Source organism: Yersinia sp. LJYL362, assembly GCF_048323875.1.
This window is the reverse complement of record NZ_JBLWEX010000309.1, coordinates 1-16,023: the sequence shown is the minus strand read 5'-3', so window position 1 is coordinate 16,023 and position 16,023 is coordinate 1. Positions and strand designations below refer to the sequence as shown.

Sequence of the window (16,023 nt, the reverse complement as noted above, 5' to 3'; positions counted from 1 at the left end):
TATTATGAGAGCACTCATGTAATGGGCGATGTAGCATCTTTAGCGGTAGGGTTACACCTGAATGCCGCGAACTTTAAGAGCCAATTGATCAGCGCATATAGCGATGCGCGGAATCAAACACAAACCTTTAACCGCACAGCACAGCAGGAAGCGAAAAAAACCGCTGCTTCATTTGATCAGATAGGCACATCTCTTACCGGTTTGGCAGGACGTATCGCAGGGCTGGCTGGTGTTGGTATATCTCTTGGTTCTCTTATCAGCATCAATCGGCAGTATGGGCAGTCGCTTTCTGATCTTTCTGCTATCACCGGCGCAACTGGTGCGGAATTGCGTAAGTATGATGAAGCAGCTCAGGAAATGGGTCGGACGACTGAATATAGTGCCAGTCAGGCAGCTGAGTCTATAAAACTCATGGCATCAGCTAAACCCGAGCTGATGAAAACGTCAGAGGGATTGGTCACCGCAACTAAAAGCGCATTGGTTTTAGCGCAGGCTGCGGGGACCACATTACCTGATGCTACGCGTACACTTGCACTGTCATTGAATCAGTTTGGCGCAGGAGCTGAACAAGCCGATCGTTATATTAATGTGCTTGCTGCAGGTGCTAAATACGGCTCATCAGAAATAACTGATACAGCCGATGCTATTAAAAATGGTGGTGTAGCAGCTGCACAAGCGGGGATCGGATTTGAGACGTTAAACGCTGCTATTCAGGTTCTCGCTGAACGTGAGATTAAAGGTGGTCAGGCAGGAACAGCGCTGCGTAACGTTATACTTACGCTGGAAAAAGGGACAGATCAAAGCCTAAAACCATCAGTTGTTGGACTTAGCCAGGCATTAGAGAATTTAAGTAATAAAAATCTATCAACAGCACAGGCAGTTAAATTATTTAACGTTGAAAATATTTCTGCGGCTTCTATTCTCGTTGAAAATAGAGGGAAACTTAAAGAGCTAGTTGATGAACTCACTGGCACCAATACCGCATATGAACAAGCATCCACGAGGGTTAATAACCTGAATGGTGATCTAATGGGATTGACTAGCTCTTTCGAAGGTATGGCTATCAGGGTTGGCCAAGCCAGTGGAGGAACATTAAGGTCTGGTGTTCAGAGTGCAACTGAAGCGGTTAATTTCCTCAGCGATAATTTTAATACTGTAGCTAATATTGCGTTGTATACATTATTACCAGTTCTCTCTACAAAACTTACTGCAGGATTACGAGAGAATATTTCTGCGTGGAAGGATAGTTATACCTCAGTAAAACAAGCAGCTTTACAGCAAAAAACAACGGCCCAAAGTTCTTTAGAAGCAGCTATGGCAACACAGCGCAGAACAGAAGTAGAGGCTAAGTTTTACCACCAAATGCAGCAGACAAATCAGTTGCATGGAATAAATGTCAGTTATAAAGATCAGCTAAGAATGTTGTATCGGCAAGAAACTGAAGCTGTTTTAGCTGAGACTGTGGCTAAACGGCAATTAGATGTCGCCAATAAACAATTATCTTTCTCTTCGAAGGCGGCATCAGTAGCTGGAAGTTTGGCTGCTGGAGCTTACTCAATGATCGGTGGGCCTGTTGGTGCAGCTATGCTGGCTGGTTCCGCAGTTTTTTACTTTCATAATCAGGCCACTCAGGCACGAAAGTCAGCATTGGATTTGAAAGATGCACTGGTAGAAACTACTGAAGCATTATTACAACTTTCAGAGAAGCAACTCTCAGTCAAAGCAATCGACCTTACTGATCAGTATCAAAATCAAATAACTCAACGAAATCAAGTTCAAAAAGAAATATTGGATGCGGATAGTCGTCTGAGTAGTTTGGATGGTTTTGACCCATTTGGGCAACAGAAAGGTGTTCAAGAGAAGAAAACTCGCGCTATAGCTGATTTGGAGGCAATAGACAGGGGTGCTCAAGCAACTAAGACATCGCTAGAAAATACCAATAAAGCGTTAGAAATGATAAAAGGCGGTCACCAGCCTCAGCCTAAAAAATCAACTGGCGAACCAGCTACAGATAAGCCGGTAGAAACTCCATGGTCTGGTACTGGTAGCGATGATAAAGGTAAAAAACAGGCAATTACCCAGTTTGCCCAGATGCGCCGTGAAATAGAGCTGGAAAATTTAAATAGTCTTAATCGTATTGATATTCAGGAGCAGCAAGCCCGTGAGAAATTAATTGATGCTGCGAAGAAAGCGGGAGCTTCGCAGGTTGAAATTGACCAATTATCTGCTCAACAATCTGAAAAGTTCAGTAAAGATCGGCAAAAATTAGCGGAGCAGTACTCCCCAACAAAGGCGCTAACTCGGCAGGTTCAGGAAGCTAATGATGTGATGCAGGGCCTTTACTCAAGGGATTTGCTCAGCTATCAGGAATATCAACAAGCTAAATTAAAGTCTGACCAAGAATATACTCGGCAGAGGCTGCAAGCTCAGGCTGACATGGCCTCAATACCGCAAATTAATTTAGCGGGTGAAGTTGATCCGGTTATACGTTTGCAAAATCAGTTAGCGCAGCAGCAGGCATTGTATGAAGCCTATTATGCGGATGGTTTGATTAGTAAGCAGCGGTATGAAGAACTCATGACAGCAGCGACCAATCAATCCGCTGATCAGCAAAAATCTGCTGCTATTGAATTATATCGAAACCAGTCGAAGTTACATGCTTTACAAATGGACCTTATTTCGAATGTTGGTGATCGTACTGCCAATATGATTACTGGAATTCTTACGGGGCAACAGTCTTTTAGTCAGGCTATGACAAATATGGCCAATACGATTATGGATACTGTAGTTAAAGCCTTTATTCAGGCTCAAACCCAAGCAATTATGTTCCAGATGGTCTCCGGAGCCACAAGCATGTTTGGCGGGGGTGCATCCAGTGCTTCAGCTAGTTCTGCAGGAGGTTCAGGTGGGATGGGAATGTCTACGAGCTGGAACAGTTATGCACCAGGTAGAGCGACTGGCGGAAGCGTCAGGGGTGGTAGCTTATATGAGATGGGTGAACTAGGTATTGAATTATTGCAGTCTGGCGGAAAAAATTACGTTGTTCCCGATAGAGACGGTAATGTTATTCCTACGAATCAATTGTCATCAGGTAACTCATCTTCTGGTGGAAATATTATTGTTCATCAAACAATTTCCGTTTCTGGTAACGGAGATGCTGCGTTAGAGCGAGTTGTATTACAAGCTGCCGAACAAGGCGCGAAACAAGGTGCTGCTGAGGCAAGAGCGGAGATGATGAAAGACTTTAGAACTAACGGGCCAGCCAGACGATCATTAGGAGTGTAACCAATGGCTGAAATACTCAATTGGCCGTCAGCACTAGTACCCAGCGATATGCGTATTCAAATGTTATCAAATTCAAAAATATTTGAGTCCCCATTCTCTGGGGCATCTCAAACAGTATCATCACCGGGGTCTCGTTGGACAATGACGCTTACCTTTAAAAATCGACAAGATGATGAAGCAAGAGCGCTTGAAGCATTAGTTGCTGAGTTGGATGGCGTTGCTGGCCGAGTAAGGCTGTGGGATTTTGCCAGAGGAGGGAGGTCACCGGCCGGTACTCCAATAGTCAGCCAATCAGAGCAAATGGGGAAAATGCTAAGTACTAGTGGCTGGTTGCCAAGTCGACTTGTTCTACGTGCTGGGGATTACATCACTGTGAATGATGAGCTGAAAAAAGTCATTCAAGAAGTACGGAGTGATTTAAGTGGTCAGGCTGTTATTCGATTTTCCCCTCAATTAAGATGGCCACCATCTGCAGGCGCTTCTATTGAATGCCGTAAACCTACAGGAATATTTCGATTAGCTGATGAGAAACAAGGTGATTTCACTCGAACTCCGGGGATTTTCCACGCCGTCACATTACAATTTGTCGAGGCATTTTGATGCTTGCTCACCCATTTTCTAATGCAATGATTGATTATCTTTCCCGGCCAAATGTGATCCCCATAACAGCGGTTCGGTTAGATTTAGTTTCTGGTGTAGTTTGTGCGCATACTGGCGTTGGCCCCATAGTGATTGGAGGAGAGACGTATCTTGGTGTCGGTATTTTTGCTCAAATTGATGAAGTTACTGAACAGAATGGCACATCACCCTCCCAGCTACAGATTCAAGTCTCTGGCTTTGAAACAGCACTGCTATCAACTTTTACAAATGAACGGTGCAGAGGCAGGGCAGTGAAAGTTATTTTGGCTGCAATGGAGGATGATGGCAGTATTGGTGTTGCTGATTTGATTTATAGCGGTGAAATCGCGAGTGCGAATATAGAGGCAGGTAATAAGAATATAATTTCTATATTAGTTACCAACCGCTTTGAGCGCTGGCAGATGGCGTTGCCAAACCGATTTAATGAAGAGTCTCATCTGGTTCGCGCGCCAGGAGACCACTTTTTTAGATATGTTGCACAAATGGCAGATAGAGCCATTTACTGGGGGAGCAAAAAAGACGCTCCTGTTTTTGTTTATAAGTAACAACGTAGCTATCTCTAATACAATCGCTATAATATTGCGAACACATTAAAGGAGATATGTATGTTTGATTCGAATTTTTTTACTAGCCCTCTATTTATTATTATAATAATCGCCTTTTTTTCATTCGTGATTTTATTTTTCGTTATAAGATTTAGTGTGAAAAGTAATGATATAATTGATTTATTACAAAGGATATTAGAGCAGCAAAGAAAGCAAGTTATAAGTCATGGGCTAATAGAAAAAAGTAGCAATGATGAACTGATAAACAAAAAAACTTTATTTTTAGATGAAGCATTGAAAATAACTCCAGAAGATTTATTCAGACCTGATGGGAGTATGAATGGCTCAGTTGTTAAAGGATTAGTTAATCTTAGGGAAAAACACATTAATGAAATATCAAAAAATTATGGTGACAAAAAATTAGCTGAGCATGATTTTGATGAAATAATATCAAGTCTTTCTAGAGAGATGCCAATAGAAAACAAAAAACTATTCTCGATGGAATATAAAGAACATTTAAATGATGGGTAACCGTTAATTGTAGGAGTACAAATGCGCTATTCAGATTGGCAAAAGAAACTCACACAAGTATTAAAGGCCGCTTCCGAGCGGCCTTTTTCATGGGGTGAAAATGACTGCTGCCTATTTGCTGCGGATTGTGCATTTGCAATCTGTGGCATTGACCCACTTGCCAATTATCGAGGCAAGTACGATTCAGCACTATCAGCCCGTAAAGCTCTATTACGTGGACATGGCAGCATTATCGGTATCTTTGACAGCGTCTTTGAGCGAGTGCCGCTTAAGCTGGCCCAGCGTGGCGATATAGTTGTATTTAGTGGCGAGCAGGGACAAACAGCCGGTGTTATTTGGGGTGGTCAGATTTGGTCTACAGGGGAATATGGAGCAGGGCCGACACAAGTAACCGCTGAAATGGCATGGAGGGTTCATGGGTAAAGTTATTGTAGCCCTCGCAGGTGCTGCCATGATGGCTGTTGGTGCTATTACTGGTAACTATTACCTGATTGCAGCAGGTATGGCCATGAATACGGCCAACCAATTGTTGGCTAAAAAACCAAAGATAGAAACGTATCGTGATCAGTCGGAGCGAAAGCAAATGCTTCGTTCTGCTGTAGCCCCTGAGAACGTTGTAATTGGTAAAACGGTTGTATCCGGATTATTGATGTTCGCGGAAGAAGAGCCGGGGGAGCAGCAAGATGGAGAGTGGGTACATTTGGTCATAGTACTGGCCGGCCACCCTATTGATCGGATAGGTCGTATCTGGTTGGGTGATGATTTAATCAGTACCTTTGAAGACTATGCTACCTGGGAACTTCATAATGATCGGTCTACCTGCGACCCTTTCATGCTTGAAAAATGTCCGTCATGGAAAGAGGACATGATAGGTAAAGGGTTGGCATGGCTCAGAGTATCACTCAAGTTTAATGCAGAAAAATTCCCGTATGGCTTACCGAATATTAAAGCTGAGGTCTGGGGGAAAAAGTTGTATGACCCACGAACTGGTATGACTGAGTGGAGCAATAATCTGGCTCTGGGCGTATTAGATTATTATCGCTCAGTGCTGAAGGTTCCTGATACAGAAATTAATTGGGAACAATTTAAGGAAGCGGCAAATATTTGTGCTGAACTGATAGTCAATCCTGAAGAGCAGTATGAAGCCCGTTATACAATGAATGGTAGCTTTGATTTATCAGAAACCCCCTCATCATTATTAGAGTCTATGCATTTATGCTGTGCGGGTGAACCGACTTATATTGCTGGCCAGCATGGAATACTGGTTGGCGCTTATTATGGCCCTCCACAATTAACGTTAAATGAACATCAAATGGCCGATTCCGTTCAAATCACAACGGAAACTTCGATGCGTGATGCGACCAATGCCATTTATGGGACTTTCGTTGACTGGGAGCAGCAATCTACCAAGATTGATTTTACTCCAGTTCGCGTGAATGAATGGATTGTCGAAGATGGCTTAGAAATAAAAGAAGATGTTGATTTACGCTTTATCGATGCACCTTATCAGGCGCAGCGGGTAGCAAATATTTTATTACGGCGTAAACGTGCTGGCCGAGTAGTTGTAGCAAAAACTAATTTGAGTGGGTATGCCTATAGACCGGGCGCAGTAATTAAATTTGATATGCCGAGTATAGGGGTTAAAGGATCTGAGTTTAGGGTAACAGGTTGGCGTTTTAGTATGACAGGTGGTGCAGAATTAACTCTGCAGGAGGAATCTGTTGAGTTTTATGATGATGCTATTGGTGAGCCATTTACTCGACCTCCATTCACACAGCTTCCTACAGGTGGCCCAGCTTCCCCTATTGGTTTGCAACTGCTGAATGAAACTGTAGGCGATATTGTGCAGGGGGTATTGGCGTGGACCAATATCGGCAGTATTTCCTATAACAACATCACTGTTTATCACTCTGATGGAACGGTTGTGTTTACGGCACAGGTACCCGGTAACAGTTTACAGCTGAGCGGCTTGCCAAGCGGTCCCTATATGGCACAGGTTCGGGCAGTAAGCATTATAGGTATTCAATCAGCCCCCGCATCTATCTCATTTGTTATTGAGCCACCGCCAGTTCCCGTTGGTGTTGATGTCACAGCTGGTAACTGGTCCCTGATATTAATCCCCCGTTTTAATGGGGTTACGACCATCGGCACATTGTGCGAGTTCTGGTACTACACCGAAGATATGCCGATTGATGAAGTGACAACGCGGGCGAAGTTTGTCGGTACCGGTGTCAGCATGTCTCACTCCGGACTAATGCAGAACACCCCCTATTTCTATTGGGTGCGGGGGATCAACAGCTACGGTAAATCGGCGTTCTTCCGAGTTGAAGCCAAAACCACACATGACCCCAGTTCTATTATCGAGTTACTGGACGGTGAAATTGGTGCTGAGCAGTTGCGCGAAGAACTGCGTAAACCGCTGGAAGAAACCATTGATATGTGGACGGCTAAAGTAGGCAATGATCATATTGCTGGCGGTATTGGCCTTACCATTGAGACGGACGACGATGGCAAAGAGCGGATTAAATGCATTGTGGATGCCGATATATTTGCTGTCGTTAATCGAAACGCCAATACCAATATCAATCCCTTTGTGGTGAAAGATGGCACGATTTATATCAATCACCTGATGGTTGATAACGCCGAAATAGGGGAGGTTATTGCCAAGTATATTAATGTTCAGCATCTGGTGGGTACTTTGATTGAAGGTTCCACGATTAAAGGTAGTCAGATTACGGGTACCAATATTTATGGCTCAACAATTACGGGTACCACGCTGAATGCCAACACCATAAATGGCGGCAGCATTAATATTGCCAATCTGTTCCGAGTGGATGCCAATGGAAACATTATCATGCAGGCCACGGCAGATACTGTCGGGATGAAAATAACCAACCAGACCATTTCTGTTTATCGCGGACCGGGTGACCGTGCAGTTGCTTTGGGCTGGATAGGATAAGGAACAATGTATGGGATTTTATGGTCTGCAAATCCGACCGAATGACGGTGGTAAAGAAATCAATATTACCAGCGGTGCTCGGGCGGCCAGCTATCTCGGGGATTTTACCCCTTCGTTTGATGATAATGGCGCTACAGTTGTTCAGGTTCCGGGGTTAGCAGCCGGTGCGCAAATGTTTGTTCTGCCAATAAGAACGGCGGGTGTTTCTACACCACCGGGTTCATCAACTGCCATCACACTGGCGGCATCTTCTATTTCCATCAGTGGCAATCTGGTTTATATCCAGTTGAAGGGATTCAACAAAAACACGGATAGAAATAAGCGTCCAGTGCGGTTTCGTACCATGCAAGTTATGGGGGCGACTGCTGGCGGGAATTATGGACTGGCGCTATATGATGCTACAAATTATTCGGAGATAAACGATGCCGCTATCAGTGGTGCCTGTGTCTGGCGAGGGGTAGTACAAATTGCCCCTAACTGGCAGGTACCCGGCAATGTGCCTTTTCGGGAAAGCTGTACTGTATTCGCGCATTGGGACAGCGGTGATGTAACACTGGATTTTGATGAGACAACCAAAACGATTTCTGGCTGGCGAAGAGGCGGTGATATCGGGGTTAACCAGCAAAATATCAATATTACGGCTTATGTCTGTATTTTTTCTAATGGTGCACCGCAAATTCCGCCGGTCTATGGACTGGCTATCTGGAATCGGGCTGGGCAATGTACCTTTTCTTCCGATAATGCGCCGTTGTTATTGCGTGGAACCGTGGGAATACAGCGTGTGCCGGGTTATTACAGCGGTGCGCCTGCTGGCGTGGGGCGAATGATGGTGCCGCTTTGCCGTTTGGGTGCCCATGAGCTGAGAAATAGCAGTAACGTCATGAATTATTTTGCCGGTATCCGGATGAGCGGCAATGCTATCACGGCTTATCTTGGGCGGTTAAATGTCAACTATATAGCCGTTGATAACTGGATTGATTTTGCCATTACCCAGCTTCCCCTCCCCGTTATTGATGCCAACGATTATTTCTAAGTAAGGACTTCCATGAGTATTAAGATTTCAGGCATTCTTCCGGGGCCAACCGGAGAACCGGCTGCGCATATAGGTATCACTTTACGCGCGATTAAAACCTCGTTGACGGTAATAACCACCCTTGAATCCAACTCAATCACCGGCACAGATGGCGCTTACTCACTTAACGTCGAACCCGGTCAATATGATGTTTTGCTATGGGTAGATGGCATCAATGCGCGAAGGGTGGGGACCATTAATGTTTATAGCGACTCCCTTCCTGGCACGCTGAATAACTTCCTGACGGCGTTACGAGAAGAAGATGGCACACCGGAGATTATCCTTCAGCTTGAACAATTGCGCGCCGAAGCAGTGCGGGCTGCGCTTGAGGCTAAAGAATCCAAAAATGAAGCCACTCAACAGGCGGGTATTGCAATCAGTGCTGCAGAGAATGCCGCACAGGAAACGGCTGAGCTTATCAAAGCTGCAGTAAAAGAGGATGCTGACAGGGCAGAGGCGGCCCGCGACGGTGCTGAAACGGCACAATCAACGGTAAATACGCTAGCCGCTGAAGTTGCCCGGCATCATAGCGAAGTCGGGCAATTAGCCTCTGCTGCGAGTGATAGTGCGGCAGAGGCTGCATCGAGTTCGAACAGCTCAGCCCAATCCGCCAGTGAAAGCGAAAGCAGCAAGAACGCCGCTGCGCTGAGTGAGCAATCAGCTTTGGCCGGTGCCGAGGCTGCGGGAAACTCAGCAACAGCGGCCGCGGGAGATAAAACTGCCGCTAAGGGATTTCGGGATGAAGCGGAAGAGTTCGCCGCAAGGGCGAAATCGTCTGCAGAAAGCATCGATGTCTCTGCGCTTGAAGAACAGATTAATCAGAAAGTTAGCCAGACGGAATTTGATGATACTATTGCAGATAAGGCCAGCAATCAGGCGCTGACAGATGGACTTGCAACAAAAGCCAGTACCCAGGAACTTATAGACGGATTGGCCGGTAAACTGGATAAGACTGGAGGCGAATTAACAGGCCCCCTTATTTTAGCAGGTGATGCCATAGATCCGAAAGGTGCGGTCACTAAGCAGCAGTTGGATAAGAGCGGTGGGGACTACTTACTCTCTTTCCGATTACATACAAATAGAGCACGCATCCCAGCAGGGTACGGTGCTGGGGATGGGCAGATACTGTCGCGTGCAGTGTGGCCTGACGCGTGGGCCGCGATTGATTCTGGCGAAGTCCCTTTAGTTTCTGACGCAGTTTGGCTTTCTGATGTATCGAAGCGGGGCTGTTATTCAACCGGTGACGGGTCAACTACTTTCCGTATGCCGGACTATAATGGCATCCAGCCTGGATCAATTAAAGCCCCTTACTTCCGTGGCGACGGTGGCCTAACCGATGGTGACGTTCAAAGCAGTGCCCTGCCAAACATCAAAGGCACCATGACGGGCGGTAATGCTCCCGCGACTGCTTCCGGTGTGTTTTCTTTATCTGGCGCAAGCAGTATAAATGGGGGAGCAGGTTCATCTTTCACTGCGCGCTTTGGTGATGTTGATTTCTCCGCTGCAAGATATAACCCTATTTATAAAGATGAAGTCAATGAAGTGCGTACTAACGCGGTGGTTGGTTGCTACATCATTCGCTTGGCTGGTTCTTATCTAAATACAGGCTCTATCGACGCTGCCGCATTGGCTGCTTCTATATCAGCACTCAGTGCAAGGGTGGGTGTGCTAGAAGCTAAATCGCAGTTATTTACAATTATGTACCCAGAAGGCACCCCGTCTTCCCCATACAGTTTCCCGGTCAACACACGACGAGTATATGTAAATCCTTTCCCAGGCAGAGTTGTTAAGTGTATCCCTGAAGTATATGTGAATGGTGTATGGGGTAACCCGGGGTGGATTTATTATTATTCCACAGCGCTAGCTGGCTCATTCGGCACAACTGCGAATCAAACAGACACGCTTGCAAATATAGTGGTTGTCTCAGGTACGGTAAGTTTGTCAGCAGCGTCTAATACATCGGGTAGCCCACACAACTCCAATACATCACCTACGACAGCTCTACCTTTAAGAATTAAAGTGTTCACTATTGATGGGGGTGCCTAATGTTTGTTTACGGATTAATTGGTAGTAATGCTCAAGATGAACCATTAGAAGCTTATCTGAATATTCCAGCTGGCTGGGTTTTTATGATTAATGGTCGTCGGCCCGAAGATGGAATTAATTATTATGCTGGTGAAAATGGCGAGTGGTTGGTTGGCCCTGCGCCACAAGTTGTTCAACAGATGATTATTGAAGCCACGCAAAAGCAAATCGCTGCTTTATCCTACGCATCAGACATCATTGGTGCTATTGCCGATGAGATAGAGGGACTGGAGGATAGCGAAGAAGATGTGCCGGATAAACTCCGTGCCGACTTAAAAGCATGGAAACAGTATCGTGTGAAAGTGAAAAACATCGATGTTTCGAATGCACCCAATATCGAGTGGCCAGTGCCACCAGAGTTTTTTTAGACTTACGGATAAACTAAGCACCAATAAAATTAAAGCCCCGCAATATAACTCGCAGGGCTTTAATTAATCAAAGAATAAAACGTTCATTTATTTCATACTTTATTTTTGATATCGCTTCATCATTATTTTCTGATGTTGAAATAATAGTTCTGGCGATAGGGATCATTGTCAGTAATTCCCCCTCTGGTAATTCATACTTTTCTTCTTCAGCCGCCTTTTTAATGCAGTTAACGACAGATTCCATTTCAGAAAAAGTATTATTAACCGCGCTTCTGGTTTTTTCTTCTTGTTCTTTTAGATGTTCTTCTAGAAGAGACTCAATCTTTTTAAGTAAATCCTCTGGTGCTTTCTTCATAGATATTGAGACAACATCCCCACGATACTTCGCAGTAACCCCTGCTCCAAACGATCTAACTTTAGTAGCAGCTTTGGGTTTTTTAGCTACTGTAATCAGTTGTTCAATAATCTCTTCGGTATTAAAAATCTCTCCATTAGCTTTTCTTTTTGACAGATGCTGAGCAAATGAATACATAGCATCTTCGTTATCAATAAAAAGCTTGGCCAATGTTTCCCCAGATCTAGCACTTAACTCATTAGGGCTGGAAAATAAGCTAATAATTTCACGTGGTAGCTCTGCAGTTTTAATACAGCGCATAATGATTTTTCGTGAGATTTTCTCGGCTTCAGCTAATTTACTGACATTACCTTCAAAATCATTATGCAGACGGCGTGAATAGCGTTGCCCGCGCTCAAATGCAGAGGTAGGTCGGTAATCGTTACCGATTTGAGACAGCCATGCCATTTGCTCTTCGTCTAAATCACCGACAAGGACCCGATAGTCTGTTTTTGTAATTATGGCGGTTTTGCGGCGACGACTGCCATCAGCTACTTCTATAACGCCGTTTACTTCACGGCCATAGGCCGGGTTCTGCTGGCCTGATAATTTGAATGAAGGGATCAGGTCATCTAATGCGGTTTCAGTTAGCAACTCTTGATCACGCTCATTTCCGCACCAAACCATTGTGGCCTTGTTGACCCTTTCGGCTGGGATGGTCTTGAGAACAAAATGAACATCACGGCCACAAACTGAAAGGGTAATGTGATTACCGGTCATTGCATTAACGCGAGATGTTAACTGTGAAACAGCTGGTGCAGCTGGTTGCCTAGTTACAGTTCCTGTCGCTGGGACCGTGGTCTCATTATTAATTTCAATTTTTGGAGCATTCTTCATTACTGTCGCACGTTTCATTTCAAATTCTCCCAGCGCGGCTTAATTAAGCGATTATAAATTTCGGCGCAAACCGGTTCCCAAATAGCAACAGCGTTGCGCCATGCATTTGGAGTACTACGTTGGTTAGCTGCTTGTTCGAACACAGTTCGCATACGAACTTGTCCTTTACCTACTTCGTCAGTAACCCGCACTACTTCTTTAAGGACCATACTGCCCCATGCATCACGAATGTGGTCGTCCATCCATTGGCTTTGGCTACCGACTGCATTACTGAATTTGGTAATTAATACCCTAACATCAGGCTCAAACCCGCCGAGGTCCACTCCAGCCATAAGATCACGCAACATAGTGAAAAATTGCAATGTGCTGACATAGTCATAAAGTTCGGCGGGTGTTGGGACAACGATGACATCCGCCGCACAAACTACATTGATTGTGCCGATCCCCAAGTTAGGCGCACTGTCTAAAACAACCACGTCATAGCTATCCCATACAGACTCTATTGCAGCTCGTAGCATCATGTGCGGTGCGACGGGGAGCTTCCCGGCATCATGCAAAGGGTACAATTCAGACTCAATTCTATGGATAGCCAGACAGGATGGGATTATGTCCAGATTTGGCCAGCATGTTGGCTTAATGGCATACATCGCATCATCACGTTCACCCAAATAATAGGGCAGCAAAGTTTCGTCTTCGTGGATATGTAAATCAGGGACATAACCGTGGTAAAGGCTGGCGGTAGCTTGCGGATCTGTCGCGTCAATTAATAGTACGCGTAAACCCTGCAATGCTAACCATTGTGCCGTATGCACTGAAGTGCTTGTTTTATATGCGCCACCTTTATGTGCAGCGATAGCTAATACGACCGGGTCCTGCCCATCAGGTCTTTTCCATCGCGTACCAAAATGATCTCGAAGGTCATTGATTTGTTGGATTGTATATCCCGCTCTTTGTGGCACTCGGCCACGTGTAACCATATCTGCAGGAGGCAGTTTTCCTGAGTCCTCGCCATTGCGGATGGTCTGAGGCGTTACACCAACTAATTCGGCAGCTTCGGTAATTCCCCATCGACGAGTGATTGCACGAGCCTCTGGACTGTCGTCACCAAATTGAGCGCGAGCTATGGCTTGGGTCATAGTCTGACCGCGTTCAATGCAACTATTTAACGTAGATTGTAAATTCATTGCTTATTCCCGTTATTTTGCGTAATTTAAGTAAAACACCTAAAAACACGCAAAGCAACACAATAAACGCAAAAGTTTAAAATTTAAGCGTAATAATTTTTATTGACGAGATTCATTGATGTCGCTATGGTTATGACGTTGCAGCAAAATCTGCAACCGGGCGTAGGAACCTGAACCCCATCGGCGGCACATACACGCTAGGCGTGTTTTTTTTGTGTCAATGCCTGAGCACAGCCAAATTATGGCAGTCCAGGCGGAGCAGCTTTCGGGCTGGCCGGTATCCGTTGGGGCCGGTATTCCTACCTCCGTTTGGGCTGCCACCCTATAGAGTGTAGGAACTCTGGTGGTAGCATCACTACCCATCGGAGTTCATGCAATGTACACATTCAAGTTCGCGGCAATTTGCCGCACCGACCGCAAAAATCACATCCATCATCTTTCCACTATTGCCGATACAGAGCAGGCAGCTCGTCGCCAGCTAACTGGAAAATTCGTGTTATTTTTCTGTGCTCGCCTACCAGTGATTGGGGGTACTGCATGAATCAGTTAAAAATGAATGAATTCGGGCTATCTGAGTCACTTGAATCAGTTCTGGCACAAATATCGGCGATAGTTAACGTAGTTCATTTTGCTATGTTTGGCAGCAATTTGAACTGCTAAGAATAATAGCAGTAACGTCAGCAACTTATCTACTTATGGGGGTTAGATGTTCAAGCTGAGTGAAGAGCAAAGTCACAAGAAAAAAATTCATGATCTGCTGTCGAAGGGTTACAAATTTGCCACTATGGCTGGCGGCAGGATATCCGGTACGTACAGGTATAAATATGAAGCAGAAAGCCGCCTACAGCGGGGAATGCTGATAGTGGAACTGAAGCAACTGTTGTAATGTGTCACGAATTATTTGAATATTGGCCATGATTTGGCTATTATGTAATTGTAATCGGTAGACAGCAGAAAATCGCCGACGCTGCCTAGACCTCGAAAAAGGACCGATGAGGGGAGCTTTTTAGCATGATGATTCATTCTTATTAAATTAAGAAGAATCGCTGAAAAGAGGCGTCCCTCCTATCGTTTACATCATTTTAGAATAGCTTCAATTTTGGCCTTCGTTGCGTGATAAGCGGTAACGGGGGCCAAATTGTTTTCACTGATCTGAATTATTGCCAACCCATAATACTTCTGTCCCCGCACGTGTATGTTGGTCACTGAGTTAAGAACGACTGCCTGCTTATTGCGCCCCTTGTTTACTGCAACCACACTGCGCACGCAGTATGATGCATTTAAAATATCAGCAACTTCCTGCCATGTAAGACTGTCTTTTCCGGTTCTGGCCGTTATTACATGCTGAATGTCTCTTGCTGAAAAGATGATGCCTGAGCAGGTTTGCCTTGGCCATCCATTTTGTTGACACAATACGTTGAGACGATTGAACTGCTTCTTCGTCATAATGTAGGTGAATAATGGCTGTTGCCACTCATCATTCGATAGCTTTTCCCCTGTAGTGGAAATATCGAATATCCGCTTTGTGTAGAATAAAATTGCCTCACTAAGGGCTGTGTCGCCAATGGACATTGGAAAGTAGTTCCATGGAATAAAAACAAGGATTTTATAGAGATACTAGATATCTGTCATTACAAAGGTTTTTTGGAAGGCTTATGCAAATTTCTAACGGCGGAGATTAGCTGTGCGTAAATTAGTAATGTCTCGGCAATTTACCTACCTGATTTAATTATCTTGTGATTTATATCTATTACCTTATGTTAAGAAAAAGCATAACATCATGTTTTTAATTAATATATTTTAAAGCATGTTTGCTATTTTCAGCTATTTAAATATTAAGTCCTCTTGGATTAAGTCCATTGATGGCACTCTATCTGACTAAGTCAATATTCGCTACAATTAAAGAAACCCATTCAAACATCATTTATCAAGATGATCCTGTCAGCAACAACAAATCTAATTTCGTCAAAATAAAGTAACCCAATCATAAATCAAAATAACAAAAGCAACCTATACACACATCAAATGGTAACTCATTCATGCATTATATTGCCACCTATTTCAACATACTACGCGCGTAGTATGTTGAAATAGGTGGCAATATAATGCATGAATGAGTTACCA

Annotated in this window: 14 protein-coding genes and 1 pseudogene; 12 read left to right on the top strand and 3 right to left on the bottom strand. The window is 44.6% G+C overall.

All coding sequences use genetic code 11. The features are described 5' to 3' along the window. Positions 1-21 precede the first annotated feature (21 nt). Genes ACNSO8_RS24290 through ACNSO8_RS24250 form a run of 9 tightly spaced genes read left to right on the top strand, consistent with a single transcriptional unit; the run spans position 22 to position 11,484 of the window. Positions 22-3,285 (top strand): phage tail tape measure protein, encoded by a 3,264-nt coding sequence (locus tag ACNSO8_RS24290; protein WP_418396133.1) that lies wholly within the window; start codon positions 22-24, stop codon positions 3,283-3,285. A gap of 3 nt (positions 3,286-3,288) precedes the next feature. Continuing rightward, positions 3,289-3,885 carry a hypothetical protein gene (locus ACNSO8_RS24285; RefSeq protein WP_418396132.1) on the top strand — a complete coding sequence of 199 codons (597 nt, stop codon included), beginning with the start codon at positions 3,289-3,291 and terminating at the stop codon, positions 3,883-3,885. Beyond that, positions 3,885-4,469: a hypothetical protein gene (locus ACNSO8_RS24280; protein ID WP_418396131.1), complete on the top strand. Its 585-nt coding sequence runs from the start codon at positions 3,885-3,887 to the stop codon at positions 4,467-4,469. The genes ACNSO8_RS24285 and ACNSO8_RS24280 overlap by 1 nt, the downstream gene beginning before the upstream one ends. A 60-nt stretch (positions 4,470-4,529) precedes the next feature. Beyond that, positions 4,530-5,000 carry a YebO family protein gene (locus tag ACNSO8_RS24275; protein WP_418396130.1) on the top strand — a complete coding sequence of 157 codons (471 nt, stop codon included), beginning with the start codon at positions 4,530-4,532 and terminating at the stop codon, positions 4,998-5,000. 21 nt (positions 5,001-5,021) lie between these two features. After that, positions 5,022-5,423 (top strand): DUF6950 family protein, encoded by a 402-nt coding sequence (locus ACNSO8_RS24270; RefSeq protein WP_418396129.1) that lies wholly within the window; start codon positions 5,022-5,024, stop codon positions 5,421-5,423. Beyond that, positions 5,416-7,959, top strand: coding sequence for a phage tail tip fiber protein (locus tag ACNSO8_RS24265; protein WP_418396128.1), 2,544 nt, complete (start codon positions 5,416-5,418; stop codon positions 7,957-7,959). Before ACNSO8_RS24270 ends, ACNSO8_RS24265 begins: the two co-directional genes overlap by 8 nt. Before the next feature lie 10 nt (positions 7,960-7,969). Continuing rightward, a complete protein-coding gene (locus ACNSO8_RS24260) occupies positions 7,970-8,992 on the top strand; it encodes a DUF6453 family protein (RefSeq protein WP_418396127.1) in 1,023 nt (340 codons plus the stop codon). A 12-nt stretch (positions 8,993-9,004) separates the two neighbouring features. Continuing rightward, positions 9,005-11,077, top strand: a complete 2,073-nt coding sequence (locus ACNSO8_RS24255; protein ID WP_418396126.1) for a prophage tail fiber N-terminal domain-containing protein — start codon at positions 9,005-9,007, stop codon at positions 11,075-11,077. After that, the gene (locus ACNSO8_RS24250; RefSeq protein ID WP_418396125.1) at positions 11,077-11,484 is read left to right on the top strand and encodes a tail fiber assembly protein; all 408 of its coding nucleotides are present in this window, start codon (positions 11,077-11,079) and stop codon (positions 11,482-11,484) included. The genes ACNSO8_RS24255 and ACNSO8_RS24250 overlap by 1 nt, the downstream gene beginning before the upstream one ends. A gap of 289 nt (positions 11,485-11,773) precedes the next feature. Here ACNSO8_RS24250 and ACNSO8_RS24245 read toward each other — a convergent pair. Then, a pseudogene (locus ACNSO8_RS24245) lies at positions 11,774-12,715 on the bottom strand (ParB/RepB/Spo0J family plasmid partition protein); the annotation flags it as partial. Positions 12,716-12,729: 14 nt separating this feature from the next. Then, positions 12,730-13,851 carry a plasmid-partitioning protein SopA gene (gene sopA / locus ACNSO8_RS24240; RefSeq protein ID WP_418396174.1) on the bottom strand — a complete coding sequence of 374 codons (1,122 nt, stop codon included), beginning with the start codon at positions 13,849-13,851 and terminating at the stop codon, positions 12,730-12,732. A gap of 268 nt (positions 13,852-14,119) precedes the next feature. Between sopA and ACNSO8_RS24235 the strand changes: the two genes are divergently transcribed. From ACNSO8_RS24235 to ACNSO8_RS24225, 3 genes are all read left to right on the top strand, one after another. Continuing rightward, on the top strand, positions 14,120-14,227 hold the full coding sequence (locus tag ACNSO8_RS24235; RefSeq protein WP_418396173.1) for a hypothetical protein: 108 nt from the start codon (positions 14,120-14,122) through the stop codon (positions 14,225-14,227). Between the two features lie 48 nt (positions 14,228-14,275). Beyond that, positions 14,276-14,440 (top strand): host cell division inhibitor Icd-like protein, encoded by a 165-nt coding sequence (locus ACNSO8_RS24230; protein ID WP_418396124.1) that lies wholly within the window; start codon positions 14,276-14,278, stop codon positions 14,438-14,440. Between the two features lie 165 nt (positions 14,441-14,605). After that, positions 14,606-14,785: a hypothetical protein gene (locus ACNSO8_RS24225; RefSeq protein ID WP_418396123.1), complete on the top strand. Its 180-nt coding sequence runs from the start codon at positions 14,606-14,608 to the stop codon at positions 14,783-14,785. A gap of 191 nt (positions 14,786-14,976) precedes the next feature. Here the strand turns inward: ACNSO8_RS24225 and ACNSO8_RS24220 are convergent, their stop codons facing one another. After that, the gene (locus tag ACNSO8_RS24220; RefSeq protein ID WP_418396122.1) at positions 14,977-15,471 is read right to left on the bottom strand and encodes a hypothetical protein; all 495 of its coding nucleotides are present in this window, start codon (positions 15,469-15,471) and stop codon (positions 14,977-14,979) included. Positions 15,472-16,023: the final 552 nt, after the last annotated feature.